The sequence below is a fragment of the Bacillus cereus group sp. MYBK79-1 genome (assembly GCF_051915365.1).
Taxonomy (GTDB): Bacteria; Bacillota; Bacilli; order Bacillales; family Bacillaceae_G; genus Bacillus_A.
Genome location: NZ_JBQAEO010000024.1, coordinates 26,145 through 44,204, shown reverse-complemented (window position 1 = coordinate 44,204; position 18,060 = coordinate 26,145). Strand labels below are relative to the sequence as shown.

The following is an 18,060-nucleotide window of genomic DNA, read 5'->3' as shown; positions in this document are numbered from 1 at the left end:
AATGATTGATGCAAAGCAATTAAACAGCTTAGCGTTAGCATACATGGGTGATGCGGTATATGAACAATATATCCGCTATCACCTACTTCAAAAAGGGAAAGTTCGTCCTAATCAATTACATCGATTAGGGACAAGCTTTGTTTCGGCAAAAGCACAGGCGAAAGTTGTTTATCATTTATTAGAGACAGCATTTTTAACAGAGGAAGAAGAGGCGGTACTAAGAAGAGGGCGTAATGCAAATTCAGGTACTGTCCCGAAAAATACTGATGTACAAACATATCGATATAGTACAGCCTTTGAAGCGCTAATTGGCTATCATCACTTATTAAATAATCGTGAAAGATTAGACGAAATTGTATATAAGGCAATTGCTGTTTTAGAAGAAAAGGAAGGGGGCACATCATCATGAGTAGTGAATATATTATCGGACGTAACCCTGTAATTGAAGCGTTACGCTCAGGAAGAGATATTAATAAAATTTGGATCGCGGAAGGTGCTGCCAAAGGACAAATACAAATTGTACTAGCGCTAGCGAAAGAAAATAAGATTATTTTACAACATGCACCAAAGAAGAAGTTAGATCAATTAGTTGAGGGGAACCACCAAGGTGTAATTGCTCAAGTGGCTGCATATCAATATGCTGAGCTAGAAGATCTATTTAAAGTAGCAGAGAAGCGTAACGAGGATCCGTTCTTCTTGATTTTAGATGAAATTGAAGACCCGCATAACCTAGGTTCTATTATGCGTACTGCGGATGCAACAGGAGCTCATGGGATTATTATTCCGAAAAGAAGAGCTGTGGGACTTACTGCATCAGTTGCGAAAGCATCGACTGGAGCAATTGAATATATTCCTGTTGCACGTGTAACGAATTTATCTCGTACAATCGATGAATTAAAAGAACGTGGACTTTGGATTGCTGGTACAGATGCAAAAGGGAAAACGGATTACCGTAATTTAGATGGTAAAATGCCAATTGGATTAGTAATTGGAAGTGAAGGAAAAGGTATGAGTCGTATTATTGGTGAAAAATGTGATTTCCTAATTACTTTACCGATGGTCGGTAAAGTTACATCCTTAAATGCTTCAGTAGCCGCAAGTCTGTTAATGTATGAGGTATATCGTAAGCGTCACGAAATTGGTAAATAAAAAATGAACGATATTTTAATCGTTGACGGTTACAACATTATCGGAGCTTGGGGAGACTTGAAGAAACTACGGGATGTAGATTTGCAATCATCAAGAGATGCACTGATTGATAAGATGGCGGATTACCAAGGTTACACAGGTACAAAGGTAATGATAGTCTTTGATGCTTATACGGTCCAAGGTATTGAAAAAAAGATGAAACAATCGCGTGTGGAAGTCATATTCACGAGGAAGAATCAAACTGCAGATGAAAAGATAGAGCAACTAGCGATTGAGCTTAGAAATATAAATACACAAATATATGTTGCGACTTCTGATTATACGGAACAATGGGTTATATTTGCGCAAGGTGCTCTTCGGAAATCTGCACGTGAATTAGAGTTGGAAGTACAATCGATGGAGCAACAAGTAAGAAGGCGTACACAAGACACAAAAGAAAAACAACCTGCCATGCGAAAGATATTTAGTAAAGATATTACAGAAAAATTAGAAAAATTAAGAAGAGGAGAGCGTTGAGGCATTGACGCTCTTTATCTTTTTACTGTATAATATTGCTAAATAAATAGCGGTCGGAGGGATCAAGGTGGAAGCAGGCTTCGTAAGTGTAGGCGACGTTACATTTCGTGATTTAGAGGATGAGGCAATCGTTGAGTTAGTTCGAAAAGGTAATACTGACGCTCTAGAATATTTGATTCACAAATATAAGAACTTTGTTCGCGCGAAATCAAGATCTTATTTCTTAGTGGGTGCCGATCGAGAAGATATTGTTCAAGAAGGTATGATTGGATTGTTTAAAGCGATTCGTGATTATAAAGAGGACAAGCTTTCTTCATTCAAAGCATTTGCTGAACTGTGTATCACTCGGCAAATTATTACCGCTATTAAAACAGCAACAAGGCAAAAACATATTCCGTTAAATTCGTATGTGTCTCTAGATAAACCGATTTATGATGAGGAATCTGATCGGACATTATTAGATGTTATTTCGGAAGCGAAGGTAACGGATCCTGAAGAAATGATTATAAGCCAGGAAGAATATACAGACATAGAATCTAAAATATCTGAATTATTAAGCGATTTAGAAAGAAAAGTACTTTCTTTATATCTAGATGGTCGTTCTTATCAAGAGATTTCGGAACAGTTAAATAGACATGTGAAATCTATTGATAACGCTTTACAGAGGGTGAAGCGGAAATTGGAACGGTATATGGAAATGAGAGAGAGTACCACTTTAAATTCATAACAAATGCTACAGGTGTAAAAAATCACCTGTTTTCTTTTTGTAGAGAGTGCAAAAGGCATGTCATTGACATTGTCTTTTGTTGTATGATACATTTTTAGGGACATAATGTTACAAGGTTGGTGTAACTAATGAGGAAAAAAGTTGTACTCTCATGTGAAGAGTGTAAAAATCGAAACTACTCTACGATGAAAGATACGAGCTCAGTAGAGCGACTTGAAATAAAGAAGTTTTGTAAAACATGCAATCAGCATACAGTTCACAAGGAAACAAAATAAATAATTGAAATAATACACTGGAGGTCCCGTAGATGCGTTTAACGAACTTTTTCGGCGATGTAGGTCGCGAAATGAAAAAAGTAAGTTGGCCTAAAAAAGATGAATTACTCCGTTCAACAGCGACTGTTATCGCTACAGTTGTCTTCTTTGCGATTTTCTTCGCAGTGGTTGATATGGGCATTTCTTCTTTAATTCGGTTAATTCTTGGTTAATTCTTGAATAAGAAGCACTTATCCATGATATAATGTTATTTATAAGAACTGTGTAAAAGCCCGGTGAACGGGTTTTTTCATTTGCGCAAAAAAATGTACGTCAGGGAGGGAAGGACGCTCGTCCTAAATGAATGGAAAAAAGTTGGTATGTTGTCCATACTTATTCTGGATATGAAAATAAAGTAAAAGCAAACCTAGAGAAACGTGTAGAATCAATGGGTATGCAAGATAAAATTTTCCGTGTTGTTGTCCCGGAAGAAGTAGAAGTAGAAATGAAAAACGGTAAAGAAAAATTAATGAAAAGAAAAGTGTTCCCAGGTTATGTATTAGTAGAATTAATCATGACTGATGACTCTTGGTATGTTGTACGTAACACGCCAGGTGTAACTGGGTTCGTTGGTTCTTCTGGTTCTGGATCTAAACCATCACCTCTATTAGAAGAGGAAGTTGTTACCATTATGAAGCATATGGGAATGGATAACGAAGTGGTTGATTTCGACTTTGAACTTCATGAGACAGTGCGTGTAAATGAGGGGCCATTCGCAGATTATACAGGTGCTATTGAAGAAATTGATGTGGAGAAGAAAAAGGTTAGCGTGCTTGTGGACATGTTTGGTCGCGAGACTCCAGTTGAGCTTGACTTCCATCAAATTGAAAAATTATAAAATGAAACTTGAAATGAATTGTAAAAAGTGATAATATCTTTTAAGTCAGTACGTCTTCGTTATCGGAGACGTTTTTTGAAAGATTTTATCCTTACAGATAAAATATGACGTGGGAGGGCAAATCACTGTCCAATTGACCACATCACGGACTTAAGGAGGTGTGTCTCGTGGCTAAAAAGGTAATTAAAATGGTAAAACTTCAAATTCCTGCAGGTAAAGCTAACCCAGCTCCACCAGTTGGTCCAGCATTAGGACAAGCAGGTGTTAACATCATGGGCTTCTGTAAAGAGTTTAACGCTCGTACAGCTGATCAAGCTGGTCTTATCATCCCTGTTGAAATTACGGTATTTGAGGACCGTTCATTCACTTTCATTACTAAAACTCCTCCTGCTGCTGTTCTTCTTAAGAAAGTAGCTGGTATTGAGTCTGGTTCTGGTGAACCAAACCGTAATAAAGTGGCAACTGTTAAGCGTGATAAAGTACGCGAAATCGCTGAAACTAAAATGCCTGACCTAAACGCTGCTAGCGTAGAAGCTGCAATGCGTATGGTTGAAGGTACTGCACGCAGTATGGGCATCGTTATCGAAGACTAATTCGATTTGTTTTTAAAAAAGGTTGCGGGTCTGGAATTCCAATTCGCAACCTTTATTATCGTAAATGATTATCGTTTTTAAATAAATGGGTGGCGCGCATCCTCAGGTTATACCTGGAAATAAGCGTAAACGTGGGAGGTTATTCCGCTAAAACCACATTCGAGGAGGAAATAAAAATGGCTAAAAGAGGTAAAAAGTACGTAGAAGCTGCAAAGCTTGTTGATCGTGCTGCTGCTTACTCTGCAACAGAAGCAGTAGAATTAGTAAAGAAAACAAACACAGCTAAATTTGATGCAACTGTAGAAGCTGCATTCCGTTTAGGTGTTGACCCTAAGAAAGCTGACCAACAAATCCGTGGTGCAGTTGTTCTTCCACACGGTACTGGTAAAGTACAACGTGTTTTAGTATTCGCTAAAGGTGAAAAAGCTAAAGAAGCTGAAGCTGCTGGAGCTGACTTCGTAGGCGATGCTGATTACATCGGTAAAATCCAACAAGGTTGGTTCGATTTCGATGTAGTAGTAGCAACTCCTGACATGATGGGTGAAGTTGGTAAACTTGGTCGCGTATTAGGACCTAAAGGTTTAATGCCAAACCCTAAAACTGGAACAGTTACTTTCGATGTAACTAAAGCTGTTAACGAAATCAAAGCTGGTAAAGTTGAATACCGCGTTGATAAAGCTGGTAACATCCACGTTCCAATCGGTAAAGTATCTTTCGAAGATGCTAAATTAGTAGAAAACTTCAGAACAATTGCTGACACTTTACAAAAAGTTAAGCCAGCTGCTGCAAAAGGTACTTACATGAAGAACGTAACAGTTGCTTCTACAATGGGACCTGGCGTACGTGTAGACGTTTCTACATTAGCGTAAATTTTGGAAGTTGACTTCATAAAGAAGTTTTTATATAATCATTTATGTTGTGAATTTAATTAGTGTACCGTAGACAGTAGGTGTCAATAGACTTAATTTCCTACCTAGGTGTTAATATACGAAACGGAATTTTTTTCTGTGACTATATGCCTCCATGTCTACAAGTTGGGCATGGAGGTTTTTAGTGCACTTTCGGTACATCTTCTATATAATCTACAGGAGGTGTAATAACATGAGCAAAGTAATCGAAACTAAACAACAAGTTGTAACTGAAATCGCGGACAAACTTCGCGAAAGTAAATCTACAATCGTTGTTGACTACCGTGGTTTAACAGTTTCTGAAGTAACAGAATTACGTAAAAACTTACGTGAAGCTGGCGTTGAGTTCAAAGTTTACAAAAACTCTTTAACTCGTCGTGCTGCAGAGTCTGCTGAAATGGCTGAGTTAAACGAATTCTTAACAGGACCAAACGCAATCGCGTTCAGTAACGAGGATGTAGTTGCTCCTGCGAAAGTATTAAACGACTTCGCTACAAAGCATGAAGCTTTAGAAATTAAAGCTGGTGTAATCGAAGGTAAACTTGTAACACTTGATGAGGTTAAAGCTATCGCTACTCTTCCATCACGTGAAGGCTTACTTTCTATGCTTCTTAGCGTTCTTCAAGCTCCAATCCGTAACCTTGCACTTGCTACTAAAGCAGTTGCAGAACAAAAGGAAGAGCAAGGCGCTTAATTTTTTAAAAGATAATTACTTGTTATCTATAAAACAATACAAACCTATTTAAGGGAGGATATTTACAATGACTAAAGAACAAATCATTGAAGCAGTTAAATCTATGACTGTATTAGAACTTAACGACTTAGTAAAAGCTATCGAGGAAGAATTCGGCGTAACTGCTGCTGCTCCTGTAGCTGTAGCTGGTGGCGCTGGTGAAGCTGCTGCTGAGAAAACTGAATTTGACGTAGTACTTGCAAGTGCTGGCGCTCAAAAAATCAAAGTTATCAAAGCTGTACGTGAAATCACTGGTCTTGGCTTAAAAGAAGCTAAAGAATTAGTTGACAACACTCCAAAAGCAATCAAAGAAGGCGTTTCTAAAGAGGAAGCTGAAGAAATGAAAGCTAAACTTGAAGAAGTTGGCGCTGCTGTAGAAGTTAAGTAATTAACTTTTGATGCTTTAAAAAAAGCTCGCTCTCATGCGAGCTTTTTTTTTAACTGTAAAGAAAAGAGGTGGCCATATGGCAGACCATTATTTTTCTAACGACCCTTCTAGTAAAAGTGATCGTAAGCGATGGGAATTTACACTTCGTGGATCTCAATTCACTTTCTTATCTGACCGTGGGGTGTTCTCGAAAAACGAAGTGGACTTTGGTTCTCGTCTTTTAATTGAAGCGTTTCAAGTGCCAGATATTAAAGGTGATATATTAGACGTAGGTTGTGGATATGGACCAATTGGTTTATCGTTGGCGAAAGAGTTTCAAGACCGTAAAGTTCACATGGTGGATGTGAATGAAAGGGCGCTTGAGCTTGCGAAAGAAAATGCCGCTAACAATAGAATTGGAAATGTACACATTTTTCAAAGTAGCGTCTATGAAAATGTAGATGGTATGTATGCTGCTATTCTATCTAATCCTCCAATTCGTGCAGGTAAAGATATCGTGCATGAGATTTTAGAAAAGGCTGTAGAGTATTTAGTTCCAGGTGGAGAGTTGTGGATTGTTATTCAAAAGAAGCAAGGCGCACCATCTGCACTGAAGAAACTAGAGGAAGTATTTTCTGAAGTCGAAGTTGTAGAAAAGAAAAAAGGATATTATATCATAAAATCAAAAAAACGTTGACGGTTATTTTTGGCTATGTTAACATTATACAATGCCAATATATGATTTTCTGCGTTGAGAAAGATGTATATTTTTGTTTCTCTTGGAAAAGATAGTAAAATCAGCAGATTATGAAACAGAATGATGGTTTTCTTATAGAAGCCATTTTTCTTTTTTGAGCAGGTAGAAAGACTCAACGTATTTATCTTTAAGAGAAAAAAACTACGCTAACAGCAGTAGTTGTATTTATTTGTGATTTTGCACAAATTTTTTTGTGCATTTATAATACTCATGATTTGAGGGGTGAAGCAGTTGACAGGTCAACTAGTTCAATACGGACGCCACCGCCAACGAAGAAGTTATGCCCGTATTAGTGAAGTATTAGAGTTACCAAATCTTATCGAAATTCAAACCTCTTCTTATCAGTGGTTTCTTGATGAGGGTTTGCGAGAAATGTTCCAGGACATTTCTCCGATCGAAGACTTTACGGGAAATCTATCGCTTGAATTTATCGACTACAGCTTAGGTGAACCTAAATACTCTGTAGACGAATGCAAAGAGCGTGATGTGACGTATGCAGCACCACTTCGTGTAAAAGTGCGTCTAATCAACAAGGAAACTGGTGAAGTAAAAGAACAAGATGTGTTCATGGGAGATTTCCCACTCATGACAGAGACTGGAACATTCGTAATTAACGGTGCAGAACGTGTTATCGTTTCCCAGTTAGTTCGCTCTCCAAGCGTATACTATAGTGGCAAAGTGGATAAAAACGGAAAACGTGGTTTTACTGCTACTGTAATTCCAAACCGCGGAGCTTGGTTAGAGTATGAAACAGATGCTAAGGATGTTGTATATGTGCGTATTGACCGTACGCGTAAACTTCCTGTAACTGTTTTGTTACGCGCATTAGGGTTTGGCTCTGATCAAGAAATCACCGAGCTTTTAGGTGATAACGAATACTTAAGCAACACATTAGAAAAAGACAACACAGATAGCACAGAAAAAGCATTGCTTGAAATTTATGAGCGTCTACGCCCTGGTGAACCACCAACAGTAGAAAATGCAAAGAGCTTACTTGTGTCTCGTTTCTTTGATCCGAAGCGCTATGATTTAGCAAATGTAGGTCGCTATAAGATCAACAAAAAGCTACACATTAAAAACAGATTGTTTAATCAACGTTTAGCTGAAACATTAGTGGATCCAGAAACTGGTGAAATTTTAGCGGCGGAAGGAACAATCTTAGATCGTCGTACACTTGATCGCATTTTACCTTACTTAGAGAAAAACATTGGATTCAAAACAGCGAAACCAATGGGTGGAGTGGTAGAAGGCGATGTTGAGCTGCAATCTATTAAGATTTATGCTCCTGAGTCAGAAGGCGAACGCGTAATTAATGTAATTGGTAATGCAAATATTACTCGTGATGTAAAACACATCACACCAGGTGATATCCTTGCTTCTATCAGTTACTTCTTCAACCTACTATACAAAGTGGGGGATACAGATGATATCGACCATTTAGGAAACCGTCGTCTGCGTTCTGTTGGAGAACTATTACAAAATCAATTCCGTATCGGTCTTTCTCGTATGGAACGTGTTGTTCGTGAGAGAATGTCGATTCAAGATACAAATGCAATTACACCACAAGCGTTAATTAACATTCGCCCGGTTATTGCATCTATTAAAGAGTTCTTCGGAAGTTCTCAGTTATCTCAGTTCATGGATCAAACAAACCCATTAGCAGAGTTAACTCACAAACGAAGACTATCTGCATTAGGACCCGGTGGTTTAACGCGTGAGCGCGCAGGCTTTGAAGTACGTGACGTTCACTACTCTCACTATGGTCGTATGTGTCCGATTGAAACACCAGAGGGACCAAACATCGGTTTGATTAACTCATTATCATCGTTCGCGAAAGTAAATGAGTTTGGTTTCATTGAAACACCATACCGTCGTGTTGATCCAGAATCTGGTCTTGTAACAGGGCAGGTTGATTACTTAACAGCAGATGAAGAAGATAATTATGTTGTAGCCCAAGCGAATATGAAATTATCTGAAGAAGGAGAATTCCTTAGCGAAGATATCGTAGCTCGTTTCCGTGGTGAAAACATTGTCACAAATAAAGAACGCATCGACTACATGGATGTATCTCCAAAACAAGTAGTGTCGGCAGCGACAGCTTGTATTCCGTTCTTAGAAAACGATGACTCTAACCGCGCACTTATGGGAGCGAACATGCAACGTCAGGCGGTTCCTTTAATGAATCCGGAATCTCCGATTGTAGGTACAGGTATGGAGTACGTATCAGCAAAAGACTCAGGTGCTGCAGTAATCTGTAAACATCCTGGTGTTGTTGAACGCGTAGAAGCACGTGAAGTTTGGGTACGTCGCTATGTAGAAGTTGACGGTCAAACAGTAAAAGGCGACTTAGATCGCTACAAAATGCAAAAATTCATTCGTTCTAACCAAGGAACTTGCTACAACCAACGTCCGATCGTAAGTGTTGGAAATGAAGTTGTAAAAGGTGAGATTCTTGCGGATGGTCCTTCTATGGAATTAGGTGAACTAGCACTTGGACGTAACGTGCTTGTTGGCTTCATGACTTGGGACGGTTATAACTACGAGGATGCGATCATTATGAGTGAGCGCCTTGTAAAAGATGATGTGTACACTTCTATTCATATTGAAGAATATGAGTCAGAAGCTCGTGATACGAAGCTTGGACCAGAAGAAATTACACGTGACATTCCAAACGTTGGGGAAGATGCATTACGCAACCTTGACGAGCGCGGTATCATTCGCGTTGGTGCGGAAGTAAAAGATGGAGATTTACTTGTTGGTAAAGTAACACCTAAAGGTGTAACAGAATTAACAGCTGAAGAACGTCTATTACATGCTATCTTTGGAGAAAAAGCACGTGAAGTACGTGATACATCACTACGTGTACCACACGGTGGTGGCGGTATTATCTTAGACGTAAAAGTATTCAACCGTGAAGATGGCGATGAATTGCCACCAGGCGTGAATCAACTTGTACGTGCATATATCGTTCAAAAACGTAAAATCTCTGAAGGTGACAAGATGGCCGGACGTCACGGTAACAAAGGTGTTATCTCTCGTATTTTACCGGAAGAAGATATGCCTTACTTACCAGACGGTACGCCAATCGATATCATGTTAAACCCATTAGGGGTACCATCTCGTATGAATATCGGTCAGGTATTAGAGCTTCATCTTGGTATGGCAGCAAGATACCTTGGTATTCACATTGCAACACCAGTATTCGATGGTGCTCGTGAGGAAGATGTTTGGGGCACGATTGAAGAAGCTGGTATGGCAAATGACGCGAAAACAATCCTGTATGACGGACGTACTGGTGAACCATTCGATAACCGCGTATCTGTTGGTGTCATGTATATGATCAAACTTGCGCACATGGTTGACGATAAACTTCATGCTCGTTCTACTGGACCATACTCACTTGTAACGCAGCAGCCTCTTGGAGGTAAAGCTCAGTTCGGTGGACAGCGTTTCGGTGAGATGGAGGTTTGGGCACTTGAAGCTTACGGTGCTGCTTATACTCTTCAAGAAATCTTAACAGTGAAGTCTGATGATGTTGTTGGACGTGTTAAGACGTATGAAGCAATTGTTAAAGGTGAAAATGTTCCAGAACCAGGCGTTCCTGAATCATTCAAAGTATTGATTAAAGAGCTGCAAAGTTTAGGTATGGACGTTAAAATGATGTCTAGCGACGATAAAGAAATCGAAATGCGTGATACAGAAGATGACGATGATCATCAATCAGCAGATAAATTGAATGTCGAAGTTGAGACAACTAAAGAATAATTGGGATAACCTGTAGACTAAAAGGGAGGTAGGCCCCTTGATAGATGTAAATAACTTTGAATATATGAAGATTGGACTTGCTTCACCTGACAAGATTCGTTCTTGGTCATACGGTGAAGTTAAGAAACCAGAAACAATTAACTATCGTACGTTAAAGCCTGAAAAAGATGGCTTGTTCTGTGAGCGTATTTTCGGACCACAAAAGGACTGGGAATGTCATTGCGGAAAATACAAACGTGTACGTTATAAAGGTGTAGTTTGTGATCGATGTGGCGTTGAAGTAACGCGTGCAAAAGTTCGTCGTGAACGTATGGGTCATATCGAATTAGCTGCTCCTGTATCTCATATTTGGTATTTCAAAGGTATCCCGAGCCGCATGGGACTTGTCTTAGACATGTCCCCTCGCGCGCTTGAAGAAGTAATTTATTTCGCTTCTTATGTTGTAACAGAAAGTGGAGATACACCACTCGATAAGAAGCAATTACTTTCTGAAAAAGAATACCGTGCATATCGTGATCGATATGGTAGCACATTCCAAGCTGCTATGGGTGCAGAAGCGATTAAAAAGCTACTACAAGACATCGATTTAGATAAAGAAGTAGACTTCTTAAAAGAAGAATTAAAAACAGCACAAGGACAACGCCGTACTCGTGCTATTAAACGTCTAGAAGTATTAGAAGCATTCCGTAACTCTGGAAATCACCCATCTTGGATGATCCTAGATGTTCTTCCAGTTATCCCGCCAGAACTACGCCCAATGGTACAGTTGGATGGTGGACGTTTTGCTACTTCTGACTTAAATGACTTATACCGTCGTGTAATTAACCGTAATAATCGTTTAAAACGTCTATTGGACTTAGGTGCACCAAGCATCATCGTTCAAAACGAAAAACGTATGTTACAAGAAGCTGTAGATGCATTAATCGATAATGGTCGCCGTGGCCGTCCAGTTACTGGACCAGGTAACCGTCCATTAAAATCACTATCTCACATGCTTAAAGGTAAACAAGGACGTTTCCGTCAAAACTTATTAGGTAAACGTGTTGACTACTCTGGCCGTTCAGTAATCGTTGTAGGACCGAACTTAAAGATGTACCAATGTGGATTACCGAAAGAAATGGCGCTTGAATTGTTTAAGCCTTTCGTTATGAAAGAGTTAGTTGGAAAAGGTTTAGCGCACAACATTAAGAGTGCTAAACGTAAAATCGAGCGTGTACAACCTGAAGTTTGGGACGTTTTAGAATCTGTGATCAAAGAGCATCCAGTACTTCTAAACCGCGCACCAACACTTCACCGTCTTGGTATCCAGGCGTTTGAACCTACATTAGTAGAAGGTCGCGCAATTCGTCTTCACCCACTTGTATGTACTGCATACAACGCGGACTTTGACGGTGACCAAATGGCAGTTCACGTACCGTTATCATCAGAGGCACAAGCAGAAGCTCGTATTCTTATGTTAGCGGCACAAAACATCTTGAATCCAAAAGACGGAAAACCAGTTGTTACTCCATCTCAGGATATGGTATTAGGTAACTACTACTTAACACTTGAGCGTGAAGGCGCAATCGGTGAAGGTATGGTCTTCAAAGATGCAAACGAAGCAATACTTGCATACCAAAATGGATATGTACATCTGCACACACGTGTTGCAGTTGCTGCAAGTTCAGTAAATAATGTAACATTTACTGAAGAGCAAAAAGGTAAGCTTCTATTAACAACAGTTGGTAAATTAATATTTAACGAAATCTTACCAGAGTCGTTCCCTTATATTAATGAACCGACAAACTCAAACCTTGAAAAAGAAACACCAGCGGAGTATTTCGTTGAAAAAGGTGCGAACATTAAAGAAATTATTGCTAGTCGCGAAGAAGTGGCGCCATTTAGCAAGAAGATCCTTGGTAACATCATTGCGGAAGTATTCAAGCGTTTCCAAATTACGGAAACATCTCGCATGCTTGACCGCATGAAAAACTTAGGATTTAAGTACTCTACAAAAGCTGGTATTACAGTTGGGGTATCTGACATTCTTGTATTAGGCGAAAAAGATGAAATTCTCCATGAAGCACAAGCAAAAGTAGATAATGTAATTAAACAATTCCGTCGCGGTTTAATCACGGAAGAAGAACGTTACGATCGCGTTATCTCTATTTGGAGTAATGCAAAAGATGTTATCCAAGGAAAACTGATGAAATCCTTGAATAAACGCAACCCAATCTTCATGATGAGTGATTCCGGTGCCCGTGGTAACGCATCGAACTTTACTCAGCTTGCTGGTATGCGTGGTCTGATGGCCAATCCATCTGGTCGTATTATCGAACTTCCAATTAAATCAAGTTTCCGTGAAGGTTTAACAGTACTTGAGTACTTCATCTCTACGCATGGTGCGCGTAAAGGTCTTGCCGATACAGCACTTAAAACTGCCGATTCTGGTTACTTAACACGTCGTCTTGTAGACGTTGCACAAGATGTAATTGTCCGTGAAGATGATTGTGGAACAGATCGTGGTCTATTAATTGGTGCGATTAAAGAGGGTAATGAAGTAATTGAGTCATTATATGATCGTCTTGTTGGACGTTTTGCAAGAAAAACTGTAAAACATCCTGAAACAGGTGAAGTATTAGTTAGTGAAAACCAACTAATTACTGAAGATATCGCTCATATCGTTGAAAATTCGGGTGTTGAAACTGTAAACATTCGTTCAGCGTTCACGTGTAACACTCGCCACGGTGTATGTAAGAAGTGTTACGGTCGTAACTTAGCAACTGGTACAGACGTAGAAGTAGGAGAAGCGGTAGGTATTATCGCAGCTCAATCTATCGGTGAGCCAGGTACACAGTTAACGATGCGTACGTTCCATACAGGTGGGGTTGCCGGAGATGATATCACTCAAGGTTTACCTCGTATCCAAGAGATCTTCGAAGCTCGTAACCCGAAAGGTCAGGCAGTTATCAGTGAAATCGATGGTGTTATCGCAGCGATCAACGATGTTAAAGATCGCCAAGAAGTAGTTGTACAGGGTGAAGTTGAAGCTCGTACGTATGCTATTCCTTACGGTGCGCGTCTGAAAGTAACGCTAGGACAGCCAATTAGCCACGGTAAAGAGTTAACAGAAGGTTCTATTGATCCGAAAGAATTACTAAAAGTAACGGACATTACGGCGGTTCAAGAATACTTACTACGTGAAGTTCAAAAAGTATACCGTATGCAAGGGGTAGAAATTGGTGACAAACACGTAGAAGTAATGGTACGTCAAATGTTACGTAAAGTTCGTGTAAGTGATGCGGGTGAAACAGATGTATTACCAGGAACACTACTAGATATCCATCAGTTTACTGATGCGAATGCGAAGGTGTTACTGAAAGGTAAACAACCAGCAACGGCTAGACCTGTTCTACTTGGTATTACAAAAGCTTCACTTGAAACTGATTCATTCTTATCTGCAGCATCGTTCCAAGAAACGACACGTGTCTTAACTGATGCAGCGATTAAGGGTAAACGCGATGAGCTTCTAGGATTGAAAGAAAATGTTATTATCGGTAAACTTGTTCCTGCTGGAACAGGTATGAATCGTTATCGCAAAGTGGATCTTGTAAAAACAACACAAGGTGACATGAATGTAGAAAACGATGAAGTTTATGTGGAACAGTAAAATTTTCCGTCGTAAATTTTGTATAAAAACAGTTAATCCTAGTTGACATTGTATGAGTCAAAATGTTACTATAATCAAGGTTGCTCCTGAACGATGCTTTGGAGGATATTTATATGTCTTATCAAAAAGTGTCAAATGCTGAAAATGTAGTCGTTGGTCATAAACGCACATTGGAGGCAATCAAAAATGGTATAGTTAAAGAAGTTGTTATTGCGGAAGATGCTGATATGCGGTTAACCCATATGATCACTCTTACTGCCTTACAACATAACATACCCATAACCAAAGTTGAATCATTTCGTAAGCTTGGAAAAGTTTCGGGGATTCAAGTGGGAGCTTCAGCAATAGGAATAATAAGTTAAAACTGTTTTTGTGAGGAGAGAGCATTTGCTCTCCCTTGCAAAAACTTTGTTTTCAACTAATAATGAACCACCTGGATATGTGGTCATACAAACATGCGAAGGGAGGATAATCAAATGCCTACTATTAACCAATTAGTGAGAAATGGTCGTACTGATAAAGTATGGAAATCTAAATCACCTGCGTTAAACAAAGGGTTCAACTCTTTAAAGAAAAAATCAACTGATATCTCTGCACCTCAAAAACGTGGTGTATGTACTCGTGTTGGTACAATGACTCCAAAGAAACCTAACTCAGCGTTACGTAAATACGCTCGTGTACGTTTAACAAACGGTATCGAGGTTACAGCTTACATCCCAGGTATCGGTCATAACCTACAAGAGCATAGCGTAGTATTAATTCGCGGTGGTCGAGTAAAGGATTTACCAGGGGTACGTTACCACATCGTTCGTGGTGCGCTTGATACAGCTGGTGTTGACAAACGTATGCAAGGACGTTCTAAATATGGTACTAAGCGACCAAAACCTGCTAAAAAATAATAAACTTATAATGAAAGGAGGAACTCAATATGCCTCGTAAAGGACCTGTTGCGAAACGTGACGTGTTACCAGATCCAATGTACAAGTCTAAGCTAGTAACACGCCTTATCAACAAAATGATGGTTGACGGTAAAAAAGGTAAATCTCAAACAATTCTTTATAACGCTTTCGATATCGTTCGTGAACGTTCAGATAAAGACCCTATGGAAGTATTCGAGCAAGCTCTTAAGAACATCATGCCTGTTCTTGAAGTACGTGCTCGTCGTGTTGGTGGTGCTAACTACCAAGTTCCAGTTGAGGTTCGTCCAGAACGCCGTACAACTTTAGGTCTTCGCTGGTTAGTAAACTATGCTCGTCTTCGTGGTGAAAAAACTATGGAAGAGCGTCTAGCTTACGAAATCTTAGATGCAGCTAACAACGCTGGTGCATCTGTTAAGAAACGTGAAGACACTCATAAAATGGCAGAAGCTAACAAAGCATTTGCTCATTACCGTTGGTAGGATTCAACGTAAAATAAATGTAAGCATAAACCGCTTTATTTGTCGCTTATGGAAGTGTGGAGAGGGAGAATGCCTCTCCCTTTCGTTGGGCGCTCGTTTTACATAATGAGGGTACTGGACATACTGACATGTGTAACAATATAAAGTGGCTTTTTTGCTACTTAAAATAAAAAAATCCAATCCATATATGGAAGGAGCAAGACACCAAATGACAAGAGAGTTCTCTTTAGAAAACACTCGTAATATTGGTATCATGGCTCACATCGATGCTGGTAAAACAACAGCAACTGAGCGTATTCTGTATTACACAGGACGTATTCATAAAATCGGTGAAACTCATGAAGGTGCATCTCAGATGGACTGGATGGAGCAAGAGCAAGAGCGTGGTATCACAATTACTTCTGCTGCAACTACAGCTCAATGGAAAGGTCACCGTGTAAACATCATTGACACTCCAGGACACGTAGACTTCACAGTAGAAGTAGAACGTTCTTTACGCGTACTTGATGGTGCGGTAGCAGTACTTGATGCACAATCTGGTGTAGAACCACAAACAGAAACTGTTTGGCGTCAGGCTACTACTTACGGTGTACCTCGTATCGTATTCGTTAACAAAATGGATAAGATTGGTGCAGATTTCTTATACTCTGTAGGAACAATCCACGATCGTTTACAAGCAAACGCACACCCAATTCAGTTACCAATCGGTGCTGAAGATGAGTTCAATGGTATCATTGACCTTGTTGAAGAATGTGCTTACATGTACGGTAACGATTTAGGAACAGACATCGAGCGTGTTGAAATTCCTGAAGAGCACAAAGAATTAGCTGCAGAATACCGTGGAAAACTTATTGAAGCGGTAGCTGAGCTTGATGAAGAAATGATGATGAAGTACCTAGAAGGTGAAGAAATCACTGTAGAAGAGCTTAAAGCTGGTATCCGTAAGGCTACAACTTCTGTAGAATTCTTCCCAGTAATCTGTGGTTCTGCATTCAAAAATAAAGGTGTTCAAATTCTGTTAGACGCAGTTATCGACTACCTACCATCTCCATTAGATGTACCTGCTATTAAAGGTACTCTTCCGGATACAGATGAAGAAATCGAACGTAAGTCTAGCGATGAAGAACCATTCGCAGCTTTAGCATTCAAAATCATGACTGACCCTTATGTTGGTAAGTTAACGTTCTTCCGTGTGTATTCTGGTGTGTTAAACTCTGGATCATACGTGAAAAACTCAACTAAAGGTAAGCGTGAGCGTGTAGGTCGTATCCTACAAATGCACGCTAACAGCCGTGAAGAGATTTCAACAGTTTACGCTGGTGATATCGCTGCTGCTGTAGGTTTAAAAGATACTACTACTGGTGATACTCTTTGTGACGAGAAGAGCCTTGTTATCCTTGAGTCTATGGAATTCCCAGAGCCAGTTATCTCTGTAGCTATCGAACCAAAATCTAAAGCTGACCAAGATAAAATGGGTACAGCATTATCTAAGCTTTCTGAAGAAGATCCAACATTCCGTGCTCACACTGACCAAGAAACTGGCCAAACAATCATCGCTGGTATGGGTGAACTTCACCTTGATATCATCGTTGACCGTATGCGTCGTGAATTCAAAGTGGAAGCAAACGTTGGTGCTCCTCAGGTAGCATACCGTGAGACTTTCCGCGCTGCTGCGAAAGTTGAAGGTAAGTTCGCTCGTCAATCTGGTGGTCGTGGACAATTCGGTCACGTTTGGATTGAGTTTGAACCTAATGAAGAAGGTAAAGGTTTTGAATTCCAAAACAAAATCGTCGGTGGTGTAGTTCCACGTGAATACATCCCAGCTGTTGGAGCGGGTCTTGAAGACTCACTTAAAAATGGTGTACTAGCTGGTTATCCACTAGTTGACATCAAAGCTGCGTTAGTTGACGGATCTTACCATGATGTCGATTCATCTGAGATGGCGTTCAAAATCGCTGCATCTATGGCACTTAAAGCTGCGGTTTCTAAATGTAGCCCAGTAATTCTTGAGCCAATGATGAAAGTTGAAGTTGTAATTCCTGAAGAGTACATGGGTGACATTATGGGTGACGTTACATCTCGTCGTGGACGTGTAGAAGGTATGGAAGCTCGCGGTAACGCACAAGTTGTTCGCGCTATGGTTCCACTTTCTGAAATGTTCGGTTATGCAACGGCATTACGTTCTAACACTCAAGGACGCGGAACATTCTCAATGACATTTGATCATTATGAAGAAGTACCGAAGTCTGTTTCTGAAGAAATTATTAAAAAAAATAAAGGTGAATAATTGATTTTTATCGATTGTTCAAGTATAACTACTTATGTAAGCTTAGAAAGTGGGACGC

18 protein-coding genes and 1 other annotated feature are annotated in these 18,060 nt (G+C 39.8%); all 18 genes read left to right on the top strand.

The annotated features are described in order from the left end of the window. The first annotated feature begins 1 nt into the window (after window position 1). The 18 genes from ACTFOB_RS24545 to fusA all read left to right on the top strand — a co-directional run bounded on the left by ACTFOB_RS24545 (window position 2) and on the right by fusA (window position 18,002). Window positions 2-409, top strand: a complete 408-nt coding sequence (locus tag ACTFOB_RS24545; protein WP_000564263.1) for a Mini-ribonuclease 3 — start codon at window positions 2-4, stop codon at window positions 407-409. After that, a complete protein-coding gene (gene rlmB / locus ACTFOB_RS24540; protein WP_000093757.1) occupies window positions 406-1,149 on the top strand; it encodes a 23S rRNA (guanosine(2251)-2'-O)-methyltransferase RlmB in 744 nt (247 codons plus the stop codon). The genes ACTFOB_RS24545 and rlmB overlap by 4 nt, the downstream gene beginning before the upstream one ends. A 3-nt stretch (window positions 1,150-1,152) precedes the next feature. Beyond that, window positions 1,153-1,665, top strand: coding sequence for an NYN domain-containing protein (locus tag ACTFOB_RS24535; RefSeq protein ID WP_151630226.1), 513 nt, complete (start codon window positions 1,153-1,155; stop codon window positions 1,663-1,665). A 67-nt stretch (window positions 1,666-1,732) separates the two neighbouring features. After that, the gene (locus tag ACTFOB_RS24530) at window positions 1,733-2,392 is read left to right on the top strand and encodes an RNA polymerase sporulation sigma factor SigH (protein ID WP_000387198.1); all 660 of its coding nucleotides are present in this window, start codon (window positions 1,733-1,735) and stop codon (window positions 2,390-2,392) included. A 128-nt stretch (window positions 2,393-2,520) separates the two neighbouring features. Beyond that, on the top strand, window positions 2,521-2,667 hold the full coding sequence (rpmG, locus tag ACTFOB_RS24525) for a 50S ribosomal protein L33 (RefSeq protein WP_002070160.1): 147 nt from the start codon (window positions 2,521-2,523) through the stop codon (window positions 2,665-2,667). A gap of 32 nt (window positions 2,668-2,699) precedes the next feature. Then, the gene (gene secE, locus ACTFOB_RS24520; protein ID WP_001241321.1) at window positions 2,700-2,879 is read left to right on the top strand and encodes a preprotein translocase subunit SecE; all 180 of its coding nucleotides are present in this window, start codon (window positions 2,700-2,702) and stop codon (window positions 2,877-2,879) included. A gap of 131 nt (window positions 2,880-3,010) precedes the next feature. Next, window positions 3,011-3,544 (top strand): transcription termination/antitermination protein NusG, encoded by a 534-nt coding sequence (nusG, locus tag ACTFOB_RS24515; RefSeq protein WP_000415794.1) that lies wholly within the window; start codon window positions 3,011-3,013, stop codon window positions 3,542-3,544. A gap of 167 nt (window positions 3,545-3,711) precedes the next feature. Beyond that, window positions 3,712-4,137 carry a 50S ribosomal protein L11 gene (rplK, locus tag ACTFOB_RS24510; RefSeq protein ID WP_001085872.1) on the top strand — a complete coding sequence of 142 codons (426 nt, stop codon included), beginning with the start codon at window positions 3,712-3,714 and terminating at the stop codon, window positions 4,135-4,137. A 176-nt stretch (window positions 4,138-4,313) separates the two neighbouring features. Beyond that, window positions 4,314-5,006: a 50S ribosomal protein L1 gene (gene rplA / locus ACTFOB_RS24505; RefSeq protein WP_002020168.1), complete on the top strand. Its 693-nt coding sequence runs from the start codon at window positions 4,314-4,316 to the stop codon at window positions 5,004-5,006. Window positions 5,007-5,055: 49 nt separating this feature from the next. Continuing rightward, window positions 5,056-5,199 (top strand) — a sequence feature (ribosomal protein L10 leader region). A gap of 39 nt (window positions 5,200-5,238) precedes the next feature. Beyond that, window positions 5,239-5,739 (top strand): 50S ribosomal protein L10, encoded by a 501-nt coding sequence (gene rplJ, locus ACTFOB_RS24500; RefSeq protein WP_000048721.1) that lies wholly within the window; start codon window positions 5,239-5,241, stop codon window positions 5,737-5,739. A 67-nt stretch (window positions 5,740-5,806) separates the two neighbouring features. Then, the gene (gene rplL, locus ACTFOB_RS24495) at window positions 5,807-6,166 is read left to right on the top strand and encodes a 50S ribosomal protein L7/L12 (RefSeq protein ID WP_000159737.1); all 360 of its coding nucleotides are present in this window, start codon (window positions 5,807-5,809) and stop codon (window positions 6,164-6,166) included. A 76-nt stretch (window positions 6,167-6,242) separates the two neighbouring features. After that, a complete protein-coding gene (locus tag ACTFOB_RS24490) occupies window positions 6,243-6,842 on the top strand; it encodes a class I SAM-dependent methyltransferase (RefSeq protein WP_000763283.1) in 600 nt (199 codons plus the stop codon). A 291-nt stretch (window positions 6,843-7,133) separates the two neighbouring features. Further along, window positions 7,134-10,667, top strand: a complete 3,534-nt coding sequence (gene rpoB / locus ACTFOB_RS24485; RefSeq protein WP_000147550.1) for a DNA-directed RNA polymerase subunit beta — start codon at window positions 7,134-7,136, stop codon at window positions 10,665-10,667. A gap of 37 nt (window positions 10,668-10,704) precedes the next feature. Further along, window positions 10,705-14,316: a DNA-directed RNA polymerase subunit beta' gene (gene rpoC / locus ACTFOB_RS24480; protein ID WP_000567948.1), complete on the top strand. Its 3,612-nt coding sequence runs from the start codon at window positions 10,705-10,707 to the stop codon at window positions 14,314-14,316. A gap of 113 nt (window positions 14,317-14,429) precedes the next feature. Continuing rightward, window positions 14,430-14,678: a ribosomal L7Ae/L30e/S12e/Gadd45 family protein gene (locus ACTFOB_RS24475; protein ID WP_440029582.1), complete on the top strand. Its 249-nt coding sequence runs from the start codon at window positions 14,430-14,432 to the stop codon at window positions 14,676-14,678. A 114-nt stretch (window positions 14,679-14,792) separates the two neighbouring features. Then, a complete protein-coding gene (rpsL, locus tag ACTFOB_RS24470; RefSeq protein ID WP_001142341.1) occupies window positions 14,793-15,215 on the top strand; it encodes a 30S ribosomal protein S12 in 423 nt (140 codons plus the stop codon). Window positions 15,216-15,244: 29 nt separating this feature from the next. Beyond that, complete coding sequence (gene rpsG, locus ACTFOB_RS24465) at window positions 15,245-15,715, top strand: 30S ribosomal protein S7 (RefSeq protein ID WP_001137489.1); 471 nt, start codon at window positions 15,245-15,247, stop codon at window positions 15,713-15,715. A 208-nt stretch (window positions 15,716-15,923) separates the two neighbouring features. Then, on the top strand, window positions 15,924-18,002 hold the full coding sequence (gene fusA, locus ACTFOB_RS24460) for an elongation factor G (protein ID WP_000196381.1): 2,079 nt from the start codon (window positions 15,924-15,926) through the stop codon (window positions 18,000-18,002). The last annotated feature ends 58 nt before the right edge of the window (window positions 18,003-18,060 follow it).

Excerpts from the sequence above, each read along its gene's own strand:
- ACTFOB_RS24490 (WP_000763283.1), top strand. The coding sequence starts at position 6,243 with ATGGCAGACCATTATTTTTCTAACGACCCTTCTAGTAAAAGTGATCGT.
- rpsG (WP_001137489.1), top strand. The coding sequence starts at position 15,245 with ATGCCTCGTAAAGGACCTGTTGCGAAACGTGACGTGTTACCAGATCCA.
- rpsL (WP_001142341.1), top strand. The coding sequence starts at position 14,793 with ATGCCTACTATTAACCAATTAGTGAGAAATGGTCGTACTGATAAAGTA.
- rplJ (WP_000048721.1), top strand. The coding sequence starts at position 5,239 with ATGAGCAAAGTAATCGAAACTAAACAACAAGTTGTAACTGAAATCGCG.
- ACTFOB_RS24545 (WP_000564263.1), top strand. The coding sequence starts at position 2 with ATGATTGATGCAAAGCAATTAAACAGCTTAGCGTTAGCATACATGGGT.
- rplL (WP_000159737.1), top strand. The coding sequence starts at position 5,807 with ATGACTAAAGAACAAATCATTGAAGCAGTTAAATCTATGACTGTATTA.
- rplA (WP_002020168.1), top strand. The coding sequence starts at position 4,314 with ATGGCTAAAAGAGGTAAAAAGTACGTAGAAGCTGCAAAGCTTGTTGAT.
- rlmB (WP_000093757.1), top strand. The coding sequence starts at position 406 with ATGAGTAGTGAATATATTATCGGACGTAACCCTGTAATTGAAGCGTTA.
- ACTFOB_RS24535 (WP_151630226.1), top strand. The coding sequence starts at position 1,153 with ATGAACGATATTTTAATCGTTGACGGTTACAACATTATCGGAGCTTGG.
- ACTFOB_RS24475 (WP_440029582.1), top strand. The coding sequence starts at position 14,430 with ATGTCTTATCAAAAAGTGTCAAATGCTGAAAATGTAGTCGTTGGTCAT.
- secE (WP_001241321.1), top strand. The coding sequence starts at position 2,700 with ATGCGTTTAACGAACTTTTTCGGCGATGTAGGTCGCGAAATGAAAAAA.
- fusA (WP_000196381.1), top strand. The coding sequence starts at position 15,924 with ATGACAAGAGAGTTCTCTTTAGAAAACACTCGTAATATTGGTATCATG.
- nusG (WP_000415794.1), top strand. The coding sequence starts at position 3,011 with ATGGAAAAAAGTTGGTATGTTGTCCATACTTATTCTGGATATGAAAAT.
- rpmG (WP_002070160.1), top strand. The coding sequence starts at position 2,521 with ATGAGGAAAAAAGTTGTACTCTCATGTGAAGAGTGTAAAAATCGAAAC.